20 protein-coding genes and 2 pseudogenes are annotated in these 24069 nt (G+C 66.1%); 8 read left to right on the top strand and 14 right to left on the bottom strand.

What is annotated here, in order from left to right:
- Nucleotides 1-68 precede the first annotated feature (68 nt).
- From G3O06_RS49365 to G3O06_RS37330, 3 genes and pseudogenes are all read right to left on the bottom strand, one after another.
- Nucleotides 69-125, bottom strand: a pseudogene (locus tag G3O06_RS49365) (hypothetical protein); the annotation flags it as partial.
- Nucleotides 121-948, bottom strand: a pseudogene (locus G3O06_RS37335) (lysophospholipase); the annotation flags it as partial. The pseudogenes G3O06_RS37335 and G3O06_RS49365, both read right to left, overlap by 5 nt.
- Before the next feature lie 80 nt (nt 949-1028).
- Nucleotides 1029-1634, bottom strand: coding sequence for a CDP-alcohol phosphatidyltransferase family protein (locus G3O06_RS37330; RefSeq protein WP_124455915.1), 606 nt, complete (start codon nt 1632-1634; stop codon nt 1029-1031).
- Nucleotides 1635-2090: 456 nt separating this feature from the next.
- Between G3O06_RS37330 and G3O06_RS37325 the strand changes: the two genes are divergently transcribed.
- Nucleotides 2091-2723, top strand: coding sequence for a lysophospholipid acyltransferase family protein (locus G3O06_RS37325; RefSeq protein WP_043182415.1), 633 nt, complete (start codon nt 2091-2093; stop codon nt 2721-2723).
- Nucleotides 2724-2759: 36 nt separating this feature from the next.
- The gene (locus G3O06_RS37320; RefSeq protein WP_174917790.1) at nt 2760-3689 is read left to right on the top strand and encodes a phosphatidate cytidylyltransferase; all 930 of its coding nucleotides are present in this window, start codon (nt 2760-2762) and stop codon (nt 3687-3689) included.
- Nucleotides 3690-3837: 148 nt separating this feature from the next.
- Here the strand turns inward: G3O06_RS37320 and G3O06_RS37315 are convergent, their stop codons facing one another.
- The 4 genes from G3O06_RS37315 to G3O06_RS37300 form a co-directional block, all read right to left on the bottom strand.
- Nucleotides 3838-7110, bottom strand: coding sequence for a filamentous hemagglutinin N-terminal domain-containing protein (locus G3O06_RS37315; RefSeq protein ID WP_205819137.1), 3273 nt, complete (start codon nt 7108-7110; stop codon nt 3838-3840).
- Between the two features lie 118 nt (nt 7111-7228).
- Nucleotides 7229-8893, bottom strand: coding sequence for a ShlB/FhaC/HecB family hemolysin secretion/activation protein (locus tag G3O06_RS37310; protein ID WP_205819136.1), 1665 nt, complete (start codon nt 8891-8893; stop codon nt 7229-7231).
- A gap of 323 nt (nt 8894-9216) precedes the next feature.
- Complete coding sequence (locus G3O06_RS37305; RefSeq protein ID WP_205819135.1) at nt 9217-10041, bottom strand: topoisomerase IV; 825 nt, start codon at nt 10039-10041, stop codon at nt 9217-9219.
- Nucleotides 10042-10097: 56 nt separating this feature from the next.
- Nucleotides 10098-10862, bottom strand: a complete 765-nt coding sequence (locus tag G3O06_RS37300; RefSeq protein ID WP_205819134.1) for a hypothetical protein — start codon at nt 10860-10862, stop codon at nt 10098-10100.
- 106 nt (nt 10863-10968) lie between these two features.
- Between G3O06_RS37300 and G3O06_RS37295 the strand changes: the two genes are divergently transcribed.
- Nucleotides 10969-11760 carry a LuxR C-terminal-related transcriptional regulator gene (locus G3O06_RS37295; RefSeq protein ID WP_205819133.1) on the top strand — a complete coding sequence of 264 codons (792 nt, stop codon included), beginning with the start codon at nt 10969-10971 and terminating at the stop codon, nt 11758-11760.
- A gap of 58 nt (nt 11761-11818) precedes the next feature.
- Here the strand turns inward: G3O06_RS37295 and G3O06_RS37290 are convergent, their stop codons facing one another.
- Complete coding sequence (locus tag G3O06_RS37290; protein WP_174983328.1) at nt 11819-13648, bottom strand: methyl-accepting chemotaxis protein; 1830 nt, start codon at nt 13646-13648, stop codon at nt 11819-11821.
- A gap of 265 nt (nt 13649-13913) precedes the next feature.
- On the opposite strand from G3O06_RS37290, the gene G3O06_RS37285 reads away from it, so the two are divergent.
- The 3 genes from G3O06_RS37285 to G3O06_RS37275 all read left to right on the top strand — a co-directional run bounded on the left by G3O06_RS37285 (nt 13914) and on the right by G3O06_RS37275 (nt 17085).
- Entirely contained in the window at nt 13914-14735 is an 822-nt protein-coding gene (locus G3O06_RS37285; RefSeq protein WP_174969412.1) for a carbon-nitrogen hydrolase family protein, read from the top strand.
- 728 nt (nt 14736-15463) lie between these two features.
- Entirely contained in the window at nt 15464-16645 is a 1182-nt protein-coding gene (locus tag G3O06_RS37280) for a DUF6402 family protein (RefSeq protein WP_346779581.1), read from the top strand.
- A gap of 11 nt (nt 16646-16656) precedes the next feature.
- Nucleotides 16657-17085 carry a hypothetical protein gene (locus G3O06_RS37275; RefSeq protein ID WP_205819131.1) on the top strand — a complete coding sequence of 143 codons (429 nt, stop codon included), beginning with the start codon at nt 16657-16659 and terminating at the stop codon, nt 17083-17085.
- Between the two features lie 129 nt (nt 17086-17214).
- Here G3O06_RS37275 and G3O06_RS37270 read toward each other — a convergent pair whose 3' ends face one another.
- From G3O06_RS37270 to G3O06_RS37260, 3 genes are read right to left on the bottom strand one after another with little or no spacing between them, the layout of a single operon-like run.
- Nucleotides 17215-17526 (bottom strand): hypothetical protein, encoded by a 312-nt coding sequence (locus G3O06_RS37270; protein ID WP_205819130.1) that lies wholly within the window; start codon nt 17524-17526, stop codon nt 17215-17217.
- Nucleotides 17526-18884 carry an acyclic terpene utilization AtuA family protein gene (locus G3O06_RS37265; protein ID WP_205819129.1) on the bottom strand — a complete coding sequence of 453 codons (1359 nt, stop codon included), beginning with the start codon at nt 18882-18884 and terminating at the stop codon, nt 17526-17528. The genes G3O06_RS37270 and G3O06_RS37265 overlap by 1 nt, the downstream gene beginning before the upstream one ends.
- A gap of 40 nt (nt 18885-18924) precedes the next feature.
- Nucleotides 18925-20223 carry a citrate:proton symporter gene (locus tag G3O06_RS37260; protein WP_174917782.1) on the bottom strand — a complete coding sequence of 433 codons (1299 nt, stop codon included), beginning with the start codon at nt 20221-20223 and terminating at the stop codon, nt 18925-18927.
- A gap of 97 nt (nt 20224-20320) precedes the next feature.
- Between G3O06_RS37260 and G3O06_RS37255 the strand changes: the two genes are divergently transcribed.
- Nucleotides 20321-21217, top strand: coding sequence for a LysR family transcriptional regulator (locus G3O06_RS37255; RefSeq protein WP_205819128.1), 897 nt, complete (start codon nt 20321-20323; stop codon nt 21215-21217).
- A 21-nt stretch (nt 21218-21238) separates the two neighbouring features.
- Here G3O06_RS37255 and G3O06_RS37250 read toward each other — a convergent pair whose 3' ends face one another.
- Both G3O06_RS37250 and G3O06_RS37245 read right to left on the bottom strand, forming a co-directional pair.
- On the bottom strand, nt 21239-21823 hold the full coding sequence (locus G3O06_RS37250; protein ID WP_174917780.1) for a flavin reductase family protein: 585 nt from the start codon (nt 21821-21823) through the stop codon (nt 21239-21241).
- 132 nt (nt 21824-21955) lie between these two features.
- On the bottom strand, nt 21956-22381 hold the full coding sequence (locus G3O06_RS37245) for a VOC family protein (RefSeq protein ID WP_059863468.1): 426 nt from the start codon (nt 22379-22381) through the stop codon (nt 21956-21958).
- Nucleotides 22382-22493: 112 nt separating this feature from the next.
- Here G3O06_RS37245 and G3O06_RS37240 point away from each other — a divergent pair, with 112 nt between their 5' ends.
- Nucleotides 22494-23369: a LysR family transcriptional regulator gene (locus tag G3O06_RS37240; RefSeq protein WP_174969418.1), complete on the top strand. Its 876-nt coding sequence runs from the start codon at nt 22494-22496 to the stop codon at nt 23367-23369.
- Between the two features lie 15 nt (nt 23370-23384).
- Here G3O06_RS37240 and G3O06_RS37235 read toward each other — a convergent pair.
- A partial coding sequence (locus G3O06_RS37235; RefSeq protein WP_205819127.1) for a hypothetical protein occupies nt 23385-24069 on the bottom strand: 685 nt, incomplete at its 5' end.

The raw sequence follows: 24069 nt of genomic DNA, 5'->3' as shown, positions 1-24069 counted from the left end.
TCGGCGAGCGGCATCGTCAGCGCCTGCGACAGCGCATCGGCCATCCCGTCGATATCGATCGGATTGACGATCAGCGCCCCCGTCAGCTCGCGTGCGGCGCCCGCGAAGCGCGACAGCACGAGCACGCAGCGGTGCGAGCGCCTGCGCGCGGTCGCGTTCGCCGAGCGTGTCGTGATAGAAGCCCGGCAGCACGATGCGCTCCTTGCGCGCGGACCCGAGCCGTTCGAAGAAGCGGTCCTGCGGGCCGCGATGCACGACCCAGTCGGCGCCCGAGATCAGCAGTTGGGTCGGCACGGTGATCGCCGCCGCGTCGGCGACGATCCGCTGCGCGGTGTCATGCAGGTCGAGCAGCATGTTGACCGCGATCGGCCGCGTGATCAGCGGATCGGACGCATAGCTCGCGATCCGCTCGGGATCGTGCGTGAGGAATTTCGGCTTCACGTAGCTGTTCACGTAGAACAGCCCGCGCAGCTTGTGCATCAGCCGCAGGCCCAGCCGCGCGAACGGCACGTAGAGCTTGATGTGGAACGCCGGCGATGCGACGACGAGCGCGCGGATCGGCGGTGCGTAGTCGTGCGCCCAGGTGGCCGCGAGCACTGCGCCGACGCTCTGGCCGACCACGGCCATGTCCTCGATCGCGATGCCGTGCGTGTCGCGGATATGTTCGACGAAGGTCTGCAGGTCCCGCACCGACGCGGCCGCGCTCGGGCTGTAGCCGCGTGCGCCGGGCGAGCGGCCGTGGCCGCGCGCGTCCCACGCGAAGAACGCGAAATCGGGCAAATCGAGCTCGTCGACGAGGTGCGCGACGCGCGCCGAGTGTTCGTGGCCGCGATGCAGCAACACGACTGCACCGCGGCAGCGCGCGCCCGTGGCGGGCCAGTGACGATAGAACAGCGTTTCGCCGTCGTGTGTGATGAAGTCGGCCTCGCGGGCCATGCGTGCGCTCATGCGATCTCTCTCGTTTCGTTATTCGAATCTTGGTGCGCCGCCCTCCGGCGCCCGGTACCGCAACTGCGTCGACTACTTTTTCAACCGCCCTTTTCCGCGATGCCGGCCTGCACGCGCCGCACCACGGTCACGATCGACAGCACGATCAGCAGGCGCCACAGCCACGCGGCGACCCCGCCGACCGGAAACCCGAGCCCGATCCACAGCGCGAACGCGCCGAGGGCGAGCGCGCGGTCGCTCTTGCCGAACGGGCCGTCGTAGCGGCGGCTCACGCCGACCAGCGGGCCGATCAGCCCCGCGCATTCGACAATCACCGCCGTCAGCGCGAACAGCCAGACGTCTGCCGGAGCGAACGCCGGAATCGCGAGAAACGGCAGCACCAGTGCGATATCGGACACGACGTCGCCGAGTTCATTCAAGTATGCGCCGAGCGTGCTCTTCTGGTTGTGCTCGCGCGCGAGCATCCCGTCGATCGCGTTGAGCGCCATCCGCGCGAACAGCCAAAGCGGGATCAGCAGGAACAGCGCGCGGGCAAACACGCCGAGCCCGGCGAGCGCGCCGACGACGATCGAGCCGCCGGCCGCGAACAGCGTGACCTGGTTGGCCGTGACGCCGCGCTCCGCGAGCGAGTTCGCGAACGGGCGCAGACGGTTCTGGAATTTGGGTTTGAGTGCGTAGAGGCTCATCGTTTTATTTGCGCGGCACAGTCGGATACGTTTCCCGCCGCCATGCCCCGGGCGGCGAAACGGCCTTGGACGGCCTTCCATGGGCGGCCCTAATCGTCGCCGAGCGGCCCCGATGCGTCAAGCATGCGCCCGGCCCGCATGCGTGGCGCCAATCTGGCGTTTTTGACGGAAACTCGCGATAATCCGCTGGCCCGATCGCAGCGAGATCCATTCGAACTGCAAACGGGCACTCGTGCAACAGCCGATTATCACGCCGCCGACCGGCACATTCGCCGCGACGCAACAACGTGTAGCGGCGAATCGTCCGATTATCGCGGACCTGCGACAGGCAGCCACGAATTTGAAAAAATTTAAACAAGGGCCGTCCGGCGCGCATCCTGCCGCGCCGGCATTCCGGGGTCCCGCCCGCCGCACATCCGCCGCGGGCCATGCAGGCAAGCAGGAGGCGCAGCGCCGATGAACATTCTCAACGTCTGGCAGCGCGATTTCCTGCTGTCCATCGTGCGGCTCGTCGCCGGCGCATATCCGGTCTGGCATCAGGCGCCGCCGTCCCCGACGCAGAAGATCTACTTCTCGAACCACACGAGCCACATCGACACGCTCGCGATCCTCGCCGCGCTGCCGCGCAACGTGCGCGCGGTCGTGAGGCCGGTCGCCGCGCGCGACTACTGGGACAGCAGCGACATGAAGCGCCACATCGCGCAGAAGCTGCTGAACGTCGTGCTGATCGACCGCCACCGCGAATCCGGCGGCGATCCGCTCGACCCCGTGCGCGACGCGCTCAAGCAGGGCCATTCGATCATCATCTTCCCCGAAGGCACGCGCGGCGCCGAGATCCTGCCGCAGCCGTTCAAGAGCGGGCTGTTCCACCTCGCGACCGAGTTTCCGAACGTCGCGCTCGCGCCCGTCTATCTCGAGAACCTGCAACGAATCATGCCGAAGGGCGCGATCTGGCCGGTGCCGCTGATCTGCAAGGTGCACTTCGGTGCGAACGATGCGCTCGGCGCCCAGGAAGACAAGCCGACGTTCCTCGCCCGCATGCGCGACGCGGTCGTCGCGCTCGCGCCGCCGCAGCGGCCGGCCGGCTGAACGCGCTCCCCTTCTCTCCCTTTTCCGGATAACCCCATGCGAACTCTCTTCTGGGAACTGGTCGCGGGCGTCACGGGCGTGCTCGTCATCGCCTCCGTGATCGGCGCGATCCTCGGCGCACGCAGCGGCGGCACGAGCGCGACCATCGTCAACCTGAACCAGCGCATCCGTGCGTGGTGGGCGATGATCGCGATCATGGTCATCGCGATCAGCCTCGGCAACAACGTCACGTATCTCGTGTTCGCGGTGCTGTCGTACCTGACGCTGCGCGAATTCATCACGCTCACACCGACCACCGCGAGCGACCACACGACACTGTTCATCGCGTTCTTCGTCGCGATCCCCGTGCAGTACCTGCTGCTCGGCATCAACTGGTACGGGATGTATTCGATCTTCGTGCCGGTGCACCTGTTCTTCGCGATGTCGCTGGTATCGGCGCTCACGCAGGACACGCGCGAATTCCTGAGCCGCAACGCGAAGATCAACTGGGCGCTGATGGTGTGCGTGTACGGGCTGAGCCACGCGCCGGCCTTGCTGATCCTCGACATTCCGCACTACACGGGGCAGACCCCGCTGCTGCTGTTCTTCTTCCTGTTCGTCGTGCAGATCAGCGACGTGCTGCAGTATGTGGTCGGCAAGCTGTTCGGGAAGCGCAAGATCGCGCCGCAGCTGTCGCCGTCCAAGACGATCGAGGGCTTCGTCGGCGGCGGCCTGCTCGCGACGCTGTGCGGTGCGGCGCTGTATCGCGTGACGCCGTTCAGCTTCTGGTCGGCGTTCGGCATCTCCCTGGCGATCGTGATCGCAGGCTTCGTCGGCGGGCTCGTGCTGTCGGCCGTCAAGCGCTCGCTCGGCACCAAGGACTGGGGTTCGATGATCGCGGGCCACGGCGGGATGCTCGATCGCGTCGACTCGATCTGCTTCGCCGCGCCGGTGTTCTTCCACCTCGTGCGATATCTGTACGTGTAATGCGCGGGCGCGCCGGCCGGTTCCGGCCCGGTGCGCCCGCATGTGCCGGCCGCGCATTGCACGCGGCCGGCGCCCCTTATCCGCGCGACGCGGCGCGGCGCGCGGCAGTCTTCCGGTCAGGCAGGCCCCGACCGGAAGACCTGGCGGATCAACGCTTGACGTACTGCTCGATCTCGCCCGCGTTGGCCACCTGCCCGTTCACCTTCACGACGCCGCCACTGCTGACCCGTGCGCTGGTCAGGTTGTCGAGTCCGCCGTTGATCCCGATCCGTTCGTCGCCGCGTAGCGTCCCGGCATTGAACACGCCACCGTTCACGCTGATCGTCGCCGCATGCGCCTCGGCGTGATTCCGCAGCCCGCCGTTGATCGCCAGACGCGTATCCGCGGTCAGCGTACCCCGATTCGTCGCACCGCCGTTCACGCTGATCGATTCGGCTTCGACCGTGCCGCCGTTCGTCAACCCGCCGTTGACGGCGAGCCGGTCGAGCGCCGTCAAGGTGCCCTTGTTGGTCACGCCGCCGTTTACGCTGACGGCCTTGGCCCAGACTTCGAGGCCGTTCTCCAGTCCGCCGTTGATCGACAGCGAGCCGTCCGTTACGAGGTGGCCCGTGTTCGTCGTGCGGCCATTCAGGATCAGGGCGTCGCTGGCGAACAGCCGCTTCGAGTTCGACGTGTCACCGTTGACGTTCACCGTCGCCGCCTCGATCGTGCCGTCGTTCGTCAGCCCGCCATTGACGCCGAGCCTGCCTTCCATGCTAAGCGTGCCGGTGTTCGATGCGCCGCCGTTCACGCTGGCGAACGTGGCCGTGAGCGTGCCGTCGTTTCTGAGCCCGCCGTTGGTGGCGAACCGGCCGTGTGCGGTCAGTTTGCCCTCATTGATCGTTCCGCCGTTCACGCTGACCGACGCCGCCGTGACCGTGCCGCCGTTCTTCAGGCCGCCCAGCACGCTCAATGCGTCGCGCGCGGTCACGCTGCCAGCGCTGCCCACGTCAGTACCGCCCAGCAATTGAATCGATTCGCCGTCGACCGTCCCGCCGATGCGCGAACCACCGGCAATCGTCACGTTGCCGTCGAGGCCCGTGCCCGAAGCGAGCGTCGACCGGATCGCGCCGTCGATGTTCACGCCGGTATCCGAGCCGTTGCCGGTCAGCGTGATGTCGTGGGCGTCGATGCTGCCGCGCTTCGATACATCGATCGCGACCTCAGGCCGGTTCGGCGACTGCGCGAGACGGAATGCAGAATTGTCGCCGTCGTAGGTCACCGTGCCATCGCCCGCGATGGCGGCCAGCTTCAGCGCATGCAGCGCCGCATCGATACGCAACGTCCGTGCAATCAGGTCGATCCGGTTCGCTTCGCGCGCGTCGAGCCCGCCGCCTTCGACGACGATCTCGCCTTTCGTGTCGAAGCGGTTCGCGTTGCCGTTCGCGTCGAGCGACGGCGTGCCCGCCACCAGTTTCACCTGCGACGCATTGATGAAGCGCGCGCCATTGGCGGTGATCCCGTTCGGGTTCGCGATCACCAGCAGCGCCGACTCCCCGGCGATCTCCGTCGGCCCTTTCAGCATCGACTTCCCGCTGCCGGTCACCTCGTTCAGGATCACGCGGGCCGCCCGGCCGCCGAGCCGCGCGTTGCCGCCGATCTGGCCGGCGAGTTCGGTGTCGACGGGCTTCGTGCTGTTGTTCAGGACCAGCCCGTCCGGGCCGACGTTGTACTCCGTGAAGCGGTTGTGCGACAGGCCCGAGCCGTTCGGCTTCGCGATGTCGACGACGGGTACGCCGTCCTTCACGTCGATCCGGGGCGAGTTCGCGTCGTTCGTGTCAGCGACGAGGCCCGGGACCGACGATTCGGGATTGCCGGTGCCGGGGTTGCCGCCTTCCTGGTTGCCATCTCCCGCGTTGCCGCTTCCCGAGTTACCGCCTCCCGCGTTGCCATCTCCCGCGTTACCGCCTCCCGCGTTACCGCCTCCCGCGTTGCCATCTCCCGCGTTGCCATCTCCCGCGTTACCGCCTCCCGCGTTGCCACCTCCCGCGTTGCCACCTCCCGAGTTACCGCCCTCCTGACCGTCCCCTCCCTGATTGCCGCCGCCTTCAGGGTTGCCGCCAGGAAACACCGCGTTTTGCTCAACTTTCCCGTCGTTTCGATACGTCCCCCCGACGACGTCCACCGCTCCGCCGGAACTGACCAGCCCGCCCGCCTCGTTGACGAATGCGTTGCCGGTGAGCGATACCGACCGATCACCGCGCAGCGTGCCGCTGTTGTGCACGCTGCCGATCACCCGCACCGCCCCGGCCCGCACGAACCCGTCGTTCGTCAACGTCGTGCCGGCCGAATTCGATCCGACCGCGAGCAACGCGTCGCTCGCCGTCACGATGCCGCGCTTGCCGATCTTCGTCTCGCCGAGCATCGTCAGCACGCTTCCCGCAATCGTCCCATCGATATTCGCATCGCCCACCAGCCGGACATCGCCATTCGCGCCGGCGTCCTTCACCGTGCCGGTCGACCCCATCAGCACGATGCCGCCGCCCGACACGATGCCGCGCGTCTTCGGCACGACAGGGTCGCCGGCGATCGCCTCGATCCGGCCCGCGACGTTGACGCCGACGCTCGAACCCTTGCCGATCAGCGTGATCGCATTCGCATGAATGCTGCCGAGCTGCGACACATCGATCGCAATCTCCGGCCGGTTCGTGCCTTGCGCGAGTGCATAGGTCAGCTTGTCGCCGTCGATCTTCACGTTGCCGTCGATTGCGGTTGCCACGAGCCGCTGCGCCTGCAGGGCCGCGTTGACGCGCAGCGTGCGGGCGATCAGGTCGGTACGTGCCGCGCTTCGAGCATCGAGGCCGCGGCCTTCGATCTCGATCCCGCCTTTCGTATCGAACGCACCCGCATTGCCGTTCGCATCGAACACCGGAGTGCCCGCGACCAGTTTCACCTGCGACGCATTGATGAAACTCGCGCCGTCCGCGGTGATCCCGTTCGGGTTCGCAATGATCAGCTGCGCCGACTGGCCGGCGATTTCCGTCGGCCCGAGCAGCTTCGTCCGTTCACCGCCGATGACTTCGTTCAGGATCACCTTCGCGGATTGTCCGCCGAGCCTCGCGTTGCCGTCGATCCGGCCCGCCAGCTGGGTATCGGACGCCGTGCTGCCGTTGTTCAGGATCAATCCGTTCGACCCGACGTTGTAGTTGATGAACTGGTTGTGCGATACGCCTGCCTCGTTCGGCTTGACGATCTCGACGATGACGTTCTTGTTCTTGAAGCTGATGCCAGGCACGTGGGGGTTGTCGGAGCCGCCCGTGGAAATCTGAGCATGGGCGGCCGGCGCGGACAACGCCGGCAACGCGACGGCCAGCAACTGCGCGAGCCGCTTCGGGGTCAGGGGCGCGTGACGGTGCGCCGCACGCTTTCGAGTCATTTTCATGGTGGTCCTCGCTTGGGTGGATGACGGGCGGGACAATCCCGCACCGGACCGTTCAACGGGAGCGCGATGTCGTCGCGACAGCACGCCCCGCTGCACGGGATGAAGCAATCAGGCGCCGTCAGAACCGCGCGGCAATCTGAACGTCGAGCGTCGGGCTTGCGCTGTGCAGCGTGGAGGGTTTCAGCAGCGGCATGCCGAGCGCGACGTCGAAGCTCACGCGTTTGTAGCCGCCGCGCAGGCCGAGCGCGCCGCCAACCAGCGTGCGGCTGCCCGACGTATCCGCGTCGACCGTCACGCTGCCCGCGTCGAGCGCGGCATAGGCGTCGATGCCCGCCACCGCGCGTGTCGACAGCTCGTTGCGCAGCACCCAGCCGCTGCGTGCGGCCAGCGTTTCGTTGCCGTCGAAGCCGCGTACCGTGTAGCGTCCGCCGATCTGCAGGAATTCCGTCGACGGCACGGGGGACGGCGCACGCTGCACGACGAAAGTGCCGCGGTAGTTCGCCCGGCGCGCGCCGACCGTGAACGGCGCGTCGACCGCCACGTTCGCCGTCGCGATCCCGTAGCGGCCATTCCAGTCACTGCGGTCCTGCACGTAGCCGGGAAAGGCGCTCAGCCCACGCAGGCTGCCGCGCCACGATGCGCCGGCCTCCACCGAGGCGCGCGTGAACCGCTGCAGGTGGCTGGCCGAGAATGTGTAGCTCGTGATGACGTGCTTCTGGACGCGCAGTTCGAACGCGTCGAACCACGCGCGGTCTTCCCGTCGCGCCAGCGTCAGGCCGACGCGGGTGCGCCCAGTACCCGACCGGTACGGCACATAGCTGATGCCGGCTTCGATCCGCCGTGTGCGGCGCGCGTACACGAACGTGGTATCGCCGACGGGAATCGCCTGCCGGGTCGCCCACTCGCTCGCGGCGAGCGAAAACGACGCATAGCCGACCGGTACGTCCCAGCTGCCGCTGAGGGAACGCGACCCGCGCGTCGAGCGCCGTGGATACGCATCATTGCCGGCGGTCAGCAGCAGTTGGTCATACAGGCCGAGCGGCGAATCGACCGCGACGATCGCGGCCACCTGGTTGCGCCCCGTTGCGTCCTGACCGCTGTTGTCCGCGGTGAGTACTCCGCGGATGCGGCGCACGCCGGCCGGATGCCCGACGCGAATATCGCTGTCGCCGAATGCCGCGCCGGGCGCGATCGCGAAGGTCGCGGCCGACTGCCCCGGCAGGCGGCGCATGTTTTCGAGCGCCTGGTCGAGATCGCGCACGTTCAGCAGCGCGCCCGGTCCGTGAGGAAATACGCCCCGAGCCGTACCGATACGGCCGGGCACGTCGTCGATCGCACCGATCCGGCCGGGCAGCACCTCGACGATCACCCGTCCGTCCGCGTAGTCCTGGTCCGGAATCGCGGCAAGCGACGTGATGTAGCCGCGCGCCACCAGCTGATCGGTGGCCCAGCTGCGAATCGCCGCGAGCCCGCGCGTGCCGGCACACTGCCCGACGCCCGGTGCCTGCTTCGACAGCCAGGGGAAATCGGCCGCGCCGCGCCATTCGATTGAACGGATCGGCACGCACGGCGTCTCGTGCGGCAGCATGAGTGTGTTGCCACGTGCGCCCGCCTCCGGCGTCAGCACATCGGCGGACTGCAGGGCCTGCCGACGCACGGCGTCGAGCTGCTGTTCCTGATGCCGCTGCGGATCGGACGTCGACAACGGCGCCGCCGCTGTCCCCGCCGAAAGCGACAGCAGGCTCGACGCCATCGCGGCGCCCACCATGCCGGATACCTTCATATTGATTCGGACTACCTATGTTACGGGTGAATCCGGCAGGCGATGTGAGGTTCGATCCTCGCGTGTCGCGCGTCGCCGGACATCCCGGCGAGGCGGCACCGAACCGGCCCGCCACGCGCGACAGCACTCGCATGCGTGCCGTCTCGTGAAAGGTCGGAGATTACCCGGCAGCGTGCGGGAAAATTGTCAAGCGAATGTGAAAGTCGCGGCTTCACGACACTTTCGCGCAATTCTGACTTGTCCTATTGCGCGCGTGACTGGCCGTGTTGAAGCAGGCACCGGGCCTGCGGAAGATCGTGTCCCGGTTCGTCGGGCGGGCAGCGTCAGTACCCTTCGCGCAATGCCTTCGGCACAACGTAGCGGCCGCGTGTTGCGTCGAACTTCACCGTATAGCGCGCATGGATGGCCTTGTCGCCGCGCGTGCCCGTTTCCGTGACCGTCAGCGGATAGACGTCGCCGATGCCAGTCGTGTCCGGCGCGATCTCGAAGCGACGCTCCTCGCAGCGCGCCTGGGCGTTCGCACATTCGCTCGACTCCGCGTTGTCGAGCGCCTCGTCGATGCGCGCTGCCGCCAGCACCAGCGCATTGCCGTATGGCAGCCAGATCGAGCGGAAGCTTTGCGTATAGCCTTGCCGCATGTCACTTTCGCCGATGACGAACCCGAACAGGTGCGGCCCGAGCCGCTCGATGCGCACCGTGCCCGGCTCGCCGCGCTTGCCCGACGCGATCTCCGTTTTCTTCACGATCGGCTCGAGCGTCGCGCCGTTGGCCGCCGGCTTCAGCACGTACAGTTCGATCGTGCCTGTCGTCGCGTCCGAATCCATCCCCGGCATCCCGTTTTGCACGGCAGCCTCGGTCTCGCCGCACATCGCGAGCAGCATGCGCGGGCCATCCGCGGTCGCGACGCGCAGCGAACCGCACGGCGCATAAATGAAATCGTCCCCGTCCGCCTGCCAGCCCTTGCGATCCGCGCGCCAGTTGCCGTAAGTGTCGTGGATGAAGGTTTTCAACAGACGGTCGGGCTGAACCGGCTCAGCCGCATGAACGGGCGACAACGCGGAAAGCGCCGTCAGTACCGCGAGTGCGCCAAGCGCAGCGAGCGAACCCGCGAGCGGCTTCAGACGTGTGTTCCGGTGCGGGGCAGTCATGACGTGGTTCGTTCTGGTCGAAAGGATGCGTGACGGATGGTTGCGGGCACATACGATCACGGTTGCCGTGGCGCGATGCCGGTGCCGTCCGGTTTCAACCGCGCGGTTGGCACCCACCCTTCGGCGATGCCGCGCGTGCGCGGATTCAGATAGACGACCGACGTGAAACGGCCGTAGCCGGACCGCGCATCGACGTGGTCGTGCTCGACGATGAACAGCCCGTCGATCCGGCACGCGTCGTCCGGCGCGGAATAGAACGGCAGGCGCCCCTGGCCGGTGACGACACGCCCGGCGTCGCTGCTCGTCACGTAGTCGCCCTGCGCCTGCGCGCGGCGGTTCAGTGCATCGCAATCGACGGCGTTGCGCACGGGCGCGGCCGGTGCCGCCGGCGCAACACACGTCGACACGAAACGCGCCAGCGCGCGCCGGTCGATCTTCAGCACGTCCGGCCGGTCGGGATCGCGCGTGACGTCGAGCGCACGCTTCGCCTGCATATCGAGCGTCACCCAGCCGATCGTCGCATCGCGATTCGGCGTGCCCGGGTGGTCCGGCATCGTGAACAGCCTGATGCGGTAGACGTCGCCGTCACGCTCGTCCACGTCGGCGCGGATGTCGCGCCGGTTCATCGCGGTCTGCCGCAGTGCCGGCACGATCAACCGCGTCAGCTGGTCATCGCACGACGCCTGCGGCGCGGCGGCGGCCGGCTGCACGGCCACCGCGCCCAGACACGCCAGCGCGGCACGCACGGCGACGGCCGCGAACCGGCGGCGGCGTACGGCCTCGCCATTCGCGCCGGCCGGCGTTACGATCTCGTTCTTCACCCCAGGCTCCGTTCGATGCACGCGGGAACCTGCCCGCGAGCCCGTAGCGTACACGCAAGGCGCGGTACTGCAAGCGCGCATCGCACTGCCCGACTTGGACCTACGCATGAACCTCACGTTGCAGGATGTCGCATGGCACCGGTCGGTCGGGCGGCTCATCGAGTCGCTCGACCAGCCCGGCTTCTGGCTCGCACTGATCCGGCTGATCGAGGAATACGTCGCGGTCGACAGCTGGGTCGCGCTGACGTTCGGCGACGGCCGCCCGCAGGTGTTCGCCGAATGCCCATACGAAGGCGGCGGCCCCGACCCGCTGTTCCGCGACTACGTGCAGGGCCTGTACCAACTCGACCCGTTCTACATCGCGAACCGCGACGCGCCGAAGAGCGGCCTGTTCCGGCTGTCCGACGTCGCGCCCGAGTGCTTTCGCGATACCGAGTACTACATGCGCTATTTCACGCACAACGTCGTCGAGGACGAGGTGCAGTTCAACGTCGTGCTCGACGATGCGCGCACGCTGTGCCTGTCGCTCGGCAGCAAGCGGCGCTTCAGCCCCGAGCAGGTGGCGCTGCTCGACCTGATCCGGCCGTGGGTGGCCGGGCTGATGCGGCAGCGGCTCGCGTTCGAGCCTGCCTCCGCGGAACATCCGCCGTCGCGCCGGCCCGGCGCACGCGACAGCTTCGAGCAGGCGATGGCGCGGCTCGGCACGCCGCTCACCGCGCGCGAGCTCGACGTGATCCGGCTGATCCTGAGCGGGCGCTCGAACAAGGAAGTCGCGAACAAGCTGTCGATTTCCGCCGAAACGGTCAAGGTGCATCGCCGCAACATCTACGGAAAGCTCGCCATCAACTCGCAATCGGAGCTGTTCTCGCTGTTCCTGAACGCGCAGACAGGCGGATAACGCACGGCCCGCGCACAGCCCATTCAACCGCGCCGCTCCCGCTGCGGCGCAACCCGGTTCACGCCGGCGCCGTATCGGCCGCGTGCGTGCGCGCGAGCTTGAATTCGCCGACCGTCTGCGCGAGCTGCGCCGCCTGCTCGCGCAGCAGCGCCGCCGCCGCCGCGGACTCCTCGACGAGCGCCGCGTTCTGCTGCGTCGAATGATCGAGTTGCGACACCGCCTGGTTCACCTGAGCGATCCCGGTGCTCTGCTCGTTCGCGGCGACCGTCATTTCCGCGATCACGCTCGAAATGCCGCGCACGCCCTCGACGATCTCGTCCATCGTCGCGCCGGCCGTCTGCACGAGCCCCGATCCGCCCTCGATCTTGTCGACCGACGCCTGGATCAGCTGCTTGATTTCCTTCGCGGCCTGCGCGCTGCGCTGCGCGAGCGTGCGCACCTCGCCCGCGACGACCGCGAAGCCCCGCCCGTGCTCGTTCGCGCGCGCCGCCTCGACGGCCGCGTTCAACGCGAGGATGTTGGTCTGGAACGCAATGCCGTCGATCACGCCGATGATGTTCGAGATTTCGTTCGACGCCGCGGTGATCTCGCCCATCGTCGCGACCACCTGGCTCACCACCTCGCCGCCGCGCATCGCCACGCTCGACGCCGATTCCGCGAGCCGGTTCACCTGCGTCGCCGAATCGGCCGAGTTGCGTGCGGTGCCGGCGATCTCCTCGAGCGCCGCCGCGGTCTCCTGCAGGCTCGACGCGGCATGCTCGGTGCGGCTCGACAGATCCTGGTTGCCCTGCGCGATCTCCGCGCTCGCCACGCTCACGGATTCGCTGAAACCGCGGATCTGCAGCAGGATCGACCCGATCTTCTCCGCAAACAGGTTGAACGCGCGCGCGATCTGCGCAGCCTCGTCGTTGCCGTCCGCGGGCAGTCGCTTCGTCAGGTCGCCGCTTCCGCTCGCGACGTCGGTCAGCGCGTCGCGCACCAGCAGCACGCGCTTGAATGCCGCGTTCGTCAGCGCACCGACGAGCGCGGCCGCGATACAGGCCACGATGAGGATCGCCACGAGCGTCGTCGTCGCCACGGCCCGCATGCCGGCCGTCACGTCGGACCGGTCGAGCGCCATCACGAGCGACCAGTCGGTGCCGGCGATCGCCTGGGCGCGGAGCAGCTTGGTCACGCCGTCCACCGCGATCGCCACCGGTTCGGTCGCGGTCTGCAGGCCGGCGAGACGCTCGGGCGTCAACTCCGGCGACAACTCGGCCGCCGGCTTCATGATCAGGTCGGTCTTCGCGCCGGCAATGAGGCGCCCGCTGCGGTCGACCAGGAACGCGAAACTCGACGGCGTCGGGTGCATCGACGCGACGATCGCGCTCGCGCGCTCCATGTAGAGGCTCGCCGCCAGCACGCCTTTCAGCGTGCCGCCGCGCACGATCGGCACCGCGAATGCGAACGCGGGCTTGCCGGTCGTGGCATCGCGATACAACGCGGTGACGACGAGCCGGCCGGCGTCGACTGCCTGCTTGTACCACGGGCGAGCGGTCGGGTCGTACCCGGGCGCGAGCGGGATGTTCGAGAACGCCGTTCGGTCCGGCAGGCCGAGCGTCAGCACCTGGAAGCCGCCCGACTTGCCGAGCAGCGTCAGCGCCGGCAGCGGATCGCCTTCGCCGACGGCGAGCGTATCGGCGAGCGCCTGGGTCTGCTGCCCGCGGCTCGCGACCCACTCGTCGAGCGCCAGCGCATGGCCGGCCAGCACCGACTGCAGGTTCTGATCGATGGTTTCGTCGTTGTGGCGCTTGACGACTCCGTACACGAGGCCCCCCGTGACGGCGAGCGCCGTGACGACGATGGCGACGCAAGTTGCCAGAATCCGAGCGCGAATTGATGACAGCATGATGACGGCGATCTCCGGTTGCGCGTTGTTATCGAATGGTCAAACGAGTACGCAAACGGATTTAACGACCCGCCACCTCGCAACTTGAGGTTCGACTGGTCAGACCAATCAAAAAAACATGCGCCGGCAACCGCCGCGGAGATCAATACCCCCGAAGGGTTAACGCACCGGCGGGATGGGAAATCCGCCGCTTCGGCGCATACTGGGCCTCCTTATCCACCCTTCCGGCGCCCCCGGCGACGGGCCCTTGCCACCGAAACCGCCCATGAAACTGAAGCTCGACATCGTCCAGCTCGCCGGCCGCGACGGCGACACGCACTACAACCTGCAGCGCACGCTCGAAGCGATCGCAACCTGCGCACCGGGCACCGACATCGTGATGTTCCCGGAAGCGCAGCTCACCGGCTTCCTCGATCCGTCGAATCTTGCCGAATGCGCCGAGCCGCTCGACGGCCCGAGCGTCGGCGCGGTCATCGCCGCCGCACGTGCGCGCAACGTTGCCGTCGTGGTCGGGCTGATCGAGAACGACGGCGGCCGCTTCTACAACACCACCGTGTTCGTCACGCCGGACGGCATCGCGCTGCGCTATCGCAAGACCCACCTGTGGGTGAGCGAGCACGGCGTCGTGCTGCCCGGCGACCGTTACGCGACGATCGAATGGCACGGCGTGCGGATCGGGCTGCTGATCTGCTACGACAACGAATTCCCCGAAACCGGCCGCGCGCTCGCCGCGCTCGGCGCCGAGCTGATCCTCATCACCGACGGCAACATGGAACCGTACCGCGCCGTCCACCGCACGTCGGCCACGGCGCGCGCGATGGAGAACCAGGTGTTCACGGTGGTCGCCAACCGCGTCGGCGGCAGCACGCACGACGTCGTATTCGCGGGCGGCAGCCTCGCGGCCGATCCGTTCGGCAACCTGATTTTCGAGGCCGGCAATACCGAATCGCGTCATGCGGTCGAACTCGATTTCGAGCAGCTCGCCGCGTCGCGCGCGGTCTACGACTATCGCCGTGATCAACGTCTGCACATCGGCGGCGAACGCATCGAGCACGCCGACGGCCTTCGCGAACTGCTGATTCCGTAGCTCCGTTACCCTCTTCATTCCCCGAAAATCAGCCAGGCCCGGCGTGATTTCCGCCCCGGTCGTATTCACGATCCCGGGGTGTTGTCACCGGGCCTGGTGAATAACTGGCACCCGTCTATTTGCACATCGGCGAAGCCAAGACCGATGCACGCAACGCCCCCGCGACGCTCGCCGAAGCCACTCGCTCAATGCCACATACGCCGCGCCGGCTTCGAGTGGCCGACGAGCAGTTCTGCCGATGTCGTTCACGCCTTTCTGTTCGTCTTCGTGGTGTGCCTTCGCGTCCGCCCGGACACATCATGCCGAATCCATCTACGTCCGGGATGGCTATTTCCCGGATTGAGATCGAACCAGTCTTTAGCATCACCATCCAAAATTAACATAATTTAAAACTCTCTCCACTTCATCGAATCAACAAAAACTTAGCCAGTTCATCATTGAACGCGAGAATTACGCGCGATTTAGCGACTCTTCGCCCCAATTGTCACGCTCCCTAAAACCAGCACTCTCGATACATGTGGACTGCATTGATCACTTCGGTGCTAGCCTGAGCTATTCCTGAGAGCATCCTGACTTGGATGATGAATTGCCTTTAAGAATTATAGAATTGACGGGGTTTCCATAAAAACATGTCGAAGCCAAAAAGACTGCCTTACTACAAAATGAGTCCTTCACGGCTACCTTTTGCCACTGCGACGTGGAAGGCTTGCATTGGATCTCAAGGATGCGTGCCGATCAACACGCAACAAACCATCTCATACGCGCGACTCGCTCCCGGTGAGGCTCCGCCACCGCCGCCACCCAAGCCGACCGCTGAACAGCTTGAGGCAGAAGCTGCCTTCCGGAAGCTACTGGCCGCGCAGCCCGAAGCACCGCCAAAGCCATCTGCGCAGCCGAAGAAGGCGGACGGAGAAGATCATGAGAAGATTCCCGAGTTTGATCTGCAGGATGTTCCTGCCGCAATGGACAAAATCGGTTGGCCGGTCGCTGCGAAAATTGCAAGAGCCTGGTTTGCCAATCCCAAGCACATCTACAACGATGTCCCCAACTCCGAACAACCGATCGACAATACAACAGTTACACTCAAATGGACCTTGAGATTCGGCAGCGTGCGAAAAAAATATGACGAGCTTATTAATCAAAGAGTCTATTCGCCGGGCACAATCGAGGAGGCAAGACGAAAAATTTTCAGGAAAATACAAACCGCCTTTGTCGATCAGGGATTGACAGACCTCTCTTTTGACACCACACCTCTCACCAATAATGCAAGGCAGTTTCACATTGATTGGCAGTTCCAGTTCAAAAATATTCCGACGAGTGCCACACTCGATGGACTACTCTTAACCGATCTGACTGCGACGCTTGGAAATTTCAACTTGTACGTCGCTGTTGGGCGAACGGATATTGCTACTGAAAAATACTTCCAATACGACAGCACCGCGAGAACAAAGGCATATTGCATTGACGCCATCGCCACAATCACTCACATCTATGTTTACGTCAAGGACAACTACTCCTTCAATGACAGAGATGACGGGAACAGTCAATATCTCGGACACTGGAACAAAAAAGACATGATCCTTTCATATCGCGCGGTTGCCAGCGATATAATCGATGGAAAGAAGCTTCACACTCAAATGGGCAATTCATCGATTACGGAAACAACCATCAACTTGCCTTATTTTCCAGGAATCCCGCTCAACAAGCCTGTTGACACGCGCACCGGGATGAGAAAGCTGTTGAGCAAGAACGTCTACTATCCCGTGTACAATAAAAGCTACAACGAATGGCGGGAGAAACACAATAGAGGTGGCGATTTCATGATCTACAGCAAGCCACAGCTCTTGAAACTCGACAGACCCATTCAACTCAAACTGGAAACGATATGTCGCCCGTCAGAACCCATGTAAGAAGGACACGCATGGCAACCTTCATCGCCAGCGCACTGATACTTCTATTGGTTGTTGGCGGCAGCATCCTTTTTTTGCAGGGAAACCACGACTACACTGACTGCCGAAACCACAACTACAACAGCAAGCTAAATGGTGGAATCAAGGAGTTTGGCGGCAAGAAGTACACGATCGACATCTGTGGAAGTGGCGCCAACAATAACCGATTCTTTGGTGATGGCATGGATTCAGTGCAACTTACCGTCACGGATTCCCAGGGTGAAATTTTGGCCAAGAGATACTACAAAGTATTTTGGGATGGGCAACCGGGTCACCAACCGCTGAGAATAGGGACTGATAGCATCACTTATCAAGATGATGAGAAGCAAGTCGACTATACGATCACCATGCCGCCGACCATCATTGAGTGGACAAGAGCGCGACTTCCATTTTTCGGCTAAGCGCATACCATGTTTTACCGACACCTGACACAGTCCACCTCTTCCGAATGAAAAGCAGCGTGCCACGGGTTTTAGATCAAACAGGAACAATTCTTGTGCCGGTTGACCGCATGGCGGCAACATCGTCCGTCACGCCGGGGCGGGCACCTCGATCGCCAGCAGCGCCGAACTGACCGACTTGCCGTGCGCATCGAGCGCGAGCGATCGCGTGACGCCGCCGCCGAGCGCATCGCGCAACACGAAATTGAATGCACCGAGCGCCGGCAGTTCGTAACGCACGACGTGGCCATGCACGATGCCCGCGAGCCATGCCTTCACTGCATCGGCATCCAGATGCGTGCGCAGATGATCGTAATGGCGCGGATCGCGGCAGATGACCGAAACGTTCAGCGTATTGCCCTTGTCGCCGGTGCGCGCATGCGCGAGTTCACGCAGTTGCATCATGCCTCCACGAATGAAAACGACGGCGCCACGTCCGCGCGCGGCAGCAGCACCGACTGAACGGCGATCACCTCGCGCGTCGACTTGAACGCACCGCCGCCGCCGGCCGGCCCGTTCGTGTAGAGCGTCTCGACTTCGTTGCCGATGCGCGCCGCTTCGGCGGCGCTCGCCGCACGGCCGGCCACCCGCACGCGCACCTCGGCCGGCTCGCCGCGCACGGCGGGCGTCGCGTCGCCATACAGCGCATCGACGCCGATCAGGTCGAAGCGCAACTCGGTCGCTGCAACGCCCGTCAATGCCAGCCGCTCGCGGACGATCCCGAGCGCGAGGCGCGCACGTTCGAGCGCGCCCGGGCCACCGTACGAAATCTGGCCTTCGCCGATGTAACCGTCGACATAAGCCACCGACACCTTCAGCGTATCGGGCCGCGCGGTGCCGCGCCCGCCCGTCACGCGCACGCGGTCCGGCGCCTCGTCGGCCACCACGACGCGCGTGAAATCCGCCACGACATCGGGCTGCAGATACCGCGCCGGATCGTGAATCTCGTAGAGCAGCTGTTCCTTGCAGGTCGCCGTGCTCACGCGGCCGCCCGCGTGCGGCACCTTGGTGATCACGACCGAGCCGTCGGCCGCGACTTCGCCGATCGGAAACCCGAGCCGCGCAAGGTTCGGCACGTCCTTGTAGCCGGGGTCGGCGAAATAGCCGCCCGTCACCTGCCCCGCGCATTCGAGCAGGTGGCCGACGACCGTCGCTTGCCCGAGTACGTCCCAGTCATCCATCTGCCAGCCGAACGCGTGGATCAGCGGCGCGGCGAATAGCGACGGATCGGCGACGCGCCCGGTCAGCACGACGTCCGCGCCGGCCGCGAGCGCATCGACGATCGGCGCGGCGCCGAGGTACGCATTCGCGGACACGATGCGGTCGCGATAATCGGCGACGTCATCGCCCGATTCCTCGAAGCGGAACGCGCCGCGCAGCACCACGTCGAGCACGTCGTCGCCTTCGACCGCCGCAACCTTCAGCCCCGCGATGCCGAGCGATTGCGCGATCTGTGCGGTGCGCCGTGCGGACGCGCGCGGATTCGCCGCGCCCATGTTCGACACGATGCGCACACCCTTCGGCGCGGCGACCGGCAGCACCGCATGCATCCGCGCATCGAGCAGCGGGTCGTAACCGAGTGCCGGATCCTTGCGCCGCGCCTGCTGCGCGATCGCGATCGTGCGCTCGGCCAGGCATTCGAAGACGAGATAGTCGAGCTGCCCGTGTTCGGCCAGTTCGACCGCGGGCTCGATCCGGTCGCCCGAGTAGCCGGCGCCCGCGCCGATGCGCACGCGCCGTTCAGGTTGCTTTGCTGTCATGTCCGTACCGTCGTCCGGCGGGTTTCACCGCCGGGAAAGATCAAAAGATGCCCAGCACGACGCACGCGATCGTCATCACGATCGAGGCGCCGAACAGCAGCGGGAACGTGAATTTCTGGTGCTCGGCCAGCTCGATGCCACAGAGGCCGACGACGAGGAAGGTCGCGGGCGTCAGCGGGCTGACCGGGAACCCGGTCGTCATCTGGCCAAGCAGCGCCGCCTGCCCGACCTGTACGGCCGGCACGCCGAGCTGGCCGGCCACCTCCGCGATCACGGGCAGCACGCCGAAGTAGAACGAATCGGGATCGAACAGCATGCTGAGCGGCATCGACGCGAGGCCGAGCACCACCGGAATGTGGCCGGCCATCGACGGCGGCACGAAGCCGACCGCCGCCTGCGCCATCGCCTTCAGCATCCCGCTGCCCTGCATGATCCCCGTGAACACGCCGGCCGCGAGCAGGATGCCGGCCATCATCAGCGCGGCGCGCGCATGCGCGTCGATGCGCTTTCTCTGCATGTCGACGTCCGGGTAGTTCACCATCAGCGCGATGCACAGCCCGACCATGAACATGATCGCGGGCGGGATCTTCTCGCCCATCACGACCATCGTGCCGAGCACGACGAGCGTCAGCACGAGGTTGAACCAGAACAGGTGCGGCCGGCGCAGCGCCTGCTCGTCGGGCGTCAGCTCGCGCTTCGGCAGCGGGATCGAAGCGTCGCCGCCCGTCAGGCCGAGCCGCTTCTCCTCGCGCCGCCCGAGCCAGTACGCGACGCCGAACACAAACACGAGCCCGATCGCCTGGACTGGAATGAGCGGATTGAACAGCGCCGACACCGGCAGGTGCAGCGACGCCGACGCGCGGATCATCGGCCCCGTCCACGGCAGGAAGTTGATGCCCGCGGCCATCGACACCGCGGCGGCCAGCACGCGCCGGTCCATCTTCAGCCGGTCGTACAGCGGCAGCACGGCCGGAATCGTCACGAGAAAGCAGACGGCACCCGAACCGTCGAGGTGGATCAGCAGCGCGAGCAGCGTCGTGCCCATCACGATGCGCGTCGGCCGCGTGCCGACCGCACGCAGGATGCGGTCGATGATCGGGTCGAGCGTGCCGGCGTCGGTAATCGTGCCGAAATAGAGGATCGCGAACACGAACATCCCGACGACGGGCGCGAGCCCCTTCAGCCCGTCGACGACGAACTTGCTGGTGTGCAGCCCGAAGCCGCCGATCAGCGATGCGGCGATCGGCACGATGATCAGCGCGACGAGCGGCGACATCCGCTTCGACAGAATCGCGGCCAGCAGCACGACGATCGTGCCAAGCCCGAGTAACGGCAGCATCCGTGTCTCCTACCTTGTCTTTTGTTGGAGACGAGCGTAAGGTCGGCGCAGCGATAGCACAATTGAAATGATTTGATCGCAGCAATCACGAACCGTTATGGATCTGAATCTTCGCGACATTCGCGCGTTCGTCACCGTCGCGCAGGCCGGCAACTTCACGCGTGCGGCCGCGCGCCTGCACCTGTCGCAGCCGGCGCTGACCGTGCAGATCCGCCGGCTCGAGGAAATCGTCGGCGCGCGCCTGTTCGACCGCAACAGCCGCAGCGTCGCGCTCACGCAGACCGGGCGCGAGTTGCTGCCGCTGCTGCAGCGCTCGCTCGACGACATGGAGCGCGTCCTGCGCGATGCGCGCGCGCTCGGCGAAGGCACGAGCGGCACGGTGCGGCTCGCGTGCCTGCCGACCTTCGCGTCCAGCATGCTGCCGGAGCTGATCCAGTCGTTCCGGTGCGACGTGCCGCGCGCGGGCTTCGAGATCCGCGACGGCGTCGCGAGCCTCGTCACCGCGCTCGTGCGCAATGAGGAAGCCGATCTCGGATTGACGGGCGGCGACACGTTCGATGCATCGCTGGAGGTGCTGTACGCGGGCGCCGACCGGCTCGTCGCCGTGTGCCCGAAGGATCATCCGCTCGCGCGCAAGCGCCGCGTGAGCACCGCCGACGTCGCGGCCGTGCCGCTCGTGCTCACCGCGCAGGGCACGAGCGTGCGCAGCGTCGTCGACGCCGCGCTGGACGCGGCCGGCTGCACGCCCGACATCGCGTGCGAGCCGACCTACATGATGACGGCCGTCGCGATGGTGCGCGGCGGCCTCGGCGTGACGATCCTGCCGGCGACCGCGCGCGAGGTGCGCGCCGAGCCCGAGCTGGTCGCGAAGCCGATCGACGACCCCGCGTTCGTGCGGCCGATCGCACTCGTCACGAAGCGCGGCCGCACGCTGCCGCGCGTCGCGCAGGCGTTCGCCGAAACCATGCTGACGGAATTGAAGAAGCGCGCGTGAACCGCGCGCCCGGATCGACGCTTACTTCGCGTCCGGATCGACGTGCAGCGATTCGCCGATCGCATAGAAATTGCCACCCGCGATGTAGTGCAGGCTGCGCAGCGCCGGATCGGCCGATTCGAAATACCAGTGGCCGTCGCGGAACACGCGCGTGTCGGACCACGCCGCGACCACCTCGCCGATGAACAGGTCGTAGGTCTGCTGGTTGTGCGGCTCCGGAACCAGCCTGCACGCGAGCCAGCCCGAGCAGCCGGCGACGAACGGCAGGTCGTGGCCCTCGACGTCGAACAGCGTCACGCCTGCTTCGCGCAGCTTGTCCGGCCGCTCCGCGAGACTGTGGTTGCCGACCGCATGCGTGAGCCGAATCTGTGCGGCCGTCGGCACCTGGATCACGAACGTGCCGCTGCGCTCGACGAGCTCGCGCGTCTTCGCGGATTTGTCGAGCACGACCGTCAGCTTCGGCGGCAGGAAGTCCAGCGCGCACGCCCAGGCGGCGGCCATCACGTTGTCGACACCGTCGTGACGGGCCGACACGAGCACGGTCGGGCCGTGGTTGAGGAGACGGTAGGCCTTCTTCAGCTCCACCGGAGCGATGTGACTGTCCATACGGGTTCCTTGGAGAACGGCACGCACGGACGGATGCCGTGCGGCGCGGCGCCGGCCGGTGCGCATGCGCGCAGCCGGGCCGCAGGCCGCATTCTCGCACCCAATTTCAATCGGCGCTGACGGCGCCGCCGGTCACTTCGCGAACAACTGGCCGATGTCGCGGAACGCCTTGAATTCGAGTGCATTGCCGCACGGATCGAACAGGAACATCGTCGCCTGTTCGCCGACCTGCCCCTGGAACCGCACATACGGCTCGATCACGAAGGTCACGCCGAACGATCGCAGCCGCTCGGCCAGCGCTTCCCAGCTCGGCCAGTCGAGCACGATCCCGAAATGCGGCACCGGCACGTCGTGACCGTCCACCGCGTTCGTATGCGCGCCTTCCTGCGAAGCGGTCTTCGGATGCTCGTGGATCACGAGCTGATGCCCGTAGAAGTCGAAGTCGACCCACTGCGCGCTCGAGCGCCCCTCTTCCAGCCCGAACACACGGCCGTAGAAATCGCGCGCGGCAGGCAGGTCGTAGACCGGGATCGCCAGGTGAAACGGGGAAAGACTCATGATTGCCTCGTGATGGAACGCTCGCGTGGCGCGAGGACGGCACCATGGTAGTCAAGGTCAAGCAAAAATTAAATCAATATATAGTTGCATCATTCACAAACAGAATTGATGAATGATCCGCGAACTGAAAACCCTCGTCGCCGTCGCCCGGGAAGGCACGTTCGCCGCGGCCGGCAACCGTATCGGGCTCACGCAGGCGGCCGTGAGCGCGCAGATGCAGCGTCTCGAGGCCGAGCTCGGCTTCGCGCTGTTCGACCGGCAAGGCCGGTCGGCCCGGCTCAACGAAATGGGGCATCACGTGCTCGACCAGGCGCAGGCGCTGATCGGCCTGTACGAGAACCTGAGCTCGACGGCGCCCGGTTCGCCGGCCAGCGTGCGCGTGACGATCGGCGCGATCGCGTCGGTACAGAGCGCGCTGCTGCCGGCCGCGCTCGCCGATTTCCATCGCCGGCATCCCGCGTGCCGCACGCGCGTGATACCGGGGCTGTCGATCGAACTGGTCAACCGGGTGGATGCTGGCGAAATCGACATGGCCGCGATCATCCGGCCGCCGTTCTCGCTGCAGAGCGACCTGCACTGGACGACGCTCGTGCAGGAACCGTTCCGGCTGATCGTGCCGCGCGGCGTGAAGGGCAAGGACTGGGCCGAACTGCTCGCGAGCGAGCCGTTCGTGCGCTACGACCGCGCGTCGTTCGGCGGCCGCCAGGTCGATCGCTTTCTGAGGAAGATGCACATCGCGGTGCGCGACACGTGTGAGCTCGACGAGCTCGACGCGATCGTCAAGCTGGTCGAGAACGGCGTCGGCGTCGCGATCGTCCCGCAGACGGCCGTGTATCGCCGCTGGCCGGCCGGCGTGCGCGCGATCGACCTCGGGCATCACACGTTCCACCGCGACATCGGGCTCGTGCATCGCGCGCGGCGGACGATGTCGGAGCCGGCGCAGATGCTCGCGCAACTGATCGAAGCGGCGGCACGGCAGGCGGCCTAGGGCCGACGTTGCCGATCAGCGCCGCCCGGCCGCCCAGTCGACGGCCGCATCGAACAGCGCGACACCGGCCGGCGACAGGTTCACGAACGTGTCGTTGTCGAGGAAGAACATCACGCGACGCGCCGGCGCGAGCGCTTCGTAGTCCATCGTCGCGCCCTTCTCGTACGCGAAGATCGCGGCCTTGTCGGGTTGGCCGTACACGGTCGCGATCGTGATCGCGCCGAGCCCCGGCTTGCCCCAGCTCATCGGCGCCTGCTTGCCGTACGCGTTCGTCGCGCCGGCCGGCAGCCCGGCCGCGATCGGGTGCGGCGCATTGACGAGCCACAGGTAGCGCTCCTTGCCCGTTTCGCCGAAGTCGACGTCATGACGCTTGCCGGTCATCGCGAGATCGTCGAGCAGATCGTTTTCCCAGGTCACGAGCGGCTTGTCGAGCGTGCGCCAGCCGGGCCGCACATTCTTCGACGACACCGTCGACGAGATCACGACGAGGTCGGCATCGCGCGCCGCATCGGGCGTCGACGATTCGTCGATCAGGCGCACCGCGTAACCGCGTTCGCCGAGATGCTGGCCGATGCGTTCGTCGACCTTCAGGTTCGGGCCGCGCAGCTGCACGAGCATCGCGACGCGCGTGACGGCCTGCGGTGCATCGGCCGCCAACGCAGGCGCGGCTGCCCCTGCGCCGAGGCCGAGGCCCGCGCCA

Origin of the sequence: Burkholderia sp. Ac-20345 (assembly GCF_017104825.1) — a bacterium.
Classification (GTDB): Bacteria; Pseudomonadota; Gammaproteobacteria; order Burkholderiales; family Burkholderiaceae; genus Burkholderia; species Burkholderia lata_B.
This window is presented reverse-complemented; position numbering and strand designations above follow the sequence as displayed.

Excerpts from the sequence above, each read along its gene's own strand:
- G3O06_RS37270 (WP_205819130.1), bottom strand. The coding sequence starts at position 17,526 with ATGCAACTGCGTGAACTCGCGCATGCGCGCACCGGCGACAAGGGCAAT.
- G3O06_RS37290 (WP_174983328.1), bottom strand. The coding sequence starts at position 13,648 with ATGCTGTCATCAATTCGCGCTCGGATTCTGGCAACTTGCGTCGCCATC.
- G3O06_RS37275 (WP_205819131.1), top strand. The coding sequence starts at position 16,657 with ATGGCAACCTTCATCGCCAGCGCACTGATACTTCTATTGGTTGTTGGC.
- G3O06_RS37320 (WP_174917790.1), top strand. The coding sequence starts at position 2,760 with ATGCGAACTCTCTTCTGGGAACTGGTCGCGGGCGTCACGGGCGTGCTC.
- G3O06_RS37315 (WP_205819137.1), bottom strand. The coding sequence starts at position 7,110 with ATGAAAATGACTCGAAAGCGTGCGGCGCACCGTCACGCGCCCCTGACC.
- G3O06_RS37250 (WP_174917780.1), bottom strand. The coding sequence starts at position 21,823 with ATGGACAGTCACATCGCTCCGGTGGAGCTGAAGAAGGCCTACCGTCTC.
- G3O06_RS37330 (WP_124455915.1), bottom strand. The coding sequence starts at position 1,634 with ATGAGCCTCTACGCACTCAAACCCAAATTCCAGAACCGTCTGCGCCCG.
- G3O06_RS37245 (WP_059863468.1), bottom strand. The coding sequence starts at position 22,381 with ATGAGTCTTTCCCCGTTTCACCTGGCGATCCCGGTCTACGACCTGCCT.
- G3O06_RS37285 (WP_174969412.1), top strand. The coding sequence starts at position 13,914 with ATGAAACTGAAGCTCGACATCGTCCAGCTCGCCGGCCGCGACGGCGAC.
- G3O06_RS37305 (WP_205819135.1), bottom strand. The coding sequence starts at position 10,041 with ATGACTGCCCCGCACCGGAACACACGTCTGAAGCCGCTCGCGGGTTCG.
- G3O06_RS37260 (WP_174917782.1), bottom strand. The coding sequence starts at position 20,223 with ATGCTGCCGTTACTCGGGCTTGGCACGATCGTCGTGCTGCTGGCCGCG.
- G3O06_RS37240 (WP_174969418.1), top strand. The coding sequence starts at position 22,494 with ATGATCCGCGAACTGAAAACCCTCGTCGCCGTCGCCCGGGAAGGCACG.
- G3O06_RS37255 (WP_205819128.1), top strand. The coding sequence starts at position 20,321 with ATGGATCTGAATCTTCGCGACATTCGCGCGTTCGTCACCGTCGCGCAG.
- G3O06_RS37295 (WP_205819133.1), top strand. The coding sequence starts at position 10,969 with ATGAACCTCACGTTGCAGGATGTCGCATGGCACCGGTCGGTCGGGCGG.
- G3O06_RS37325 (WP_043182415.1), top strand. The coding sequence starts at position 2,091 with ATGAACATTCTCAACGTCTGGCAGCGCGATTTCCTGCTGTCCATCGTG.
- G3O06_RS37310 (WP_205819136.1), bottom strand. The coding sequence starts at position 8,893 with ATGAAGGTATCCGGCATGGTGGGCGCCGCGATGGCGTCGAGCCTGCTG.
- G3O06_RS37265 (WP_205819129.1), bottom strand. The coding sequence starts at position 18,884 with ATGACAGCAAAGCAACCTGAACGGCGCGTGCGCATCGGCGCGGGCGCC.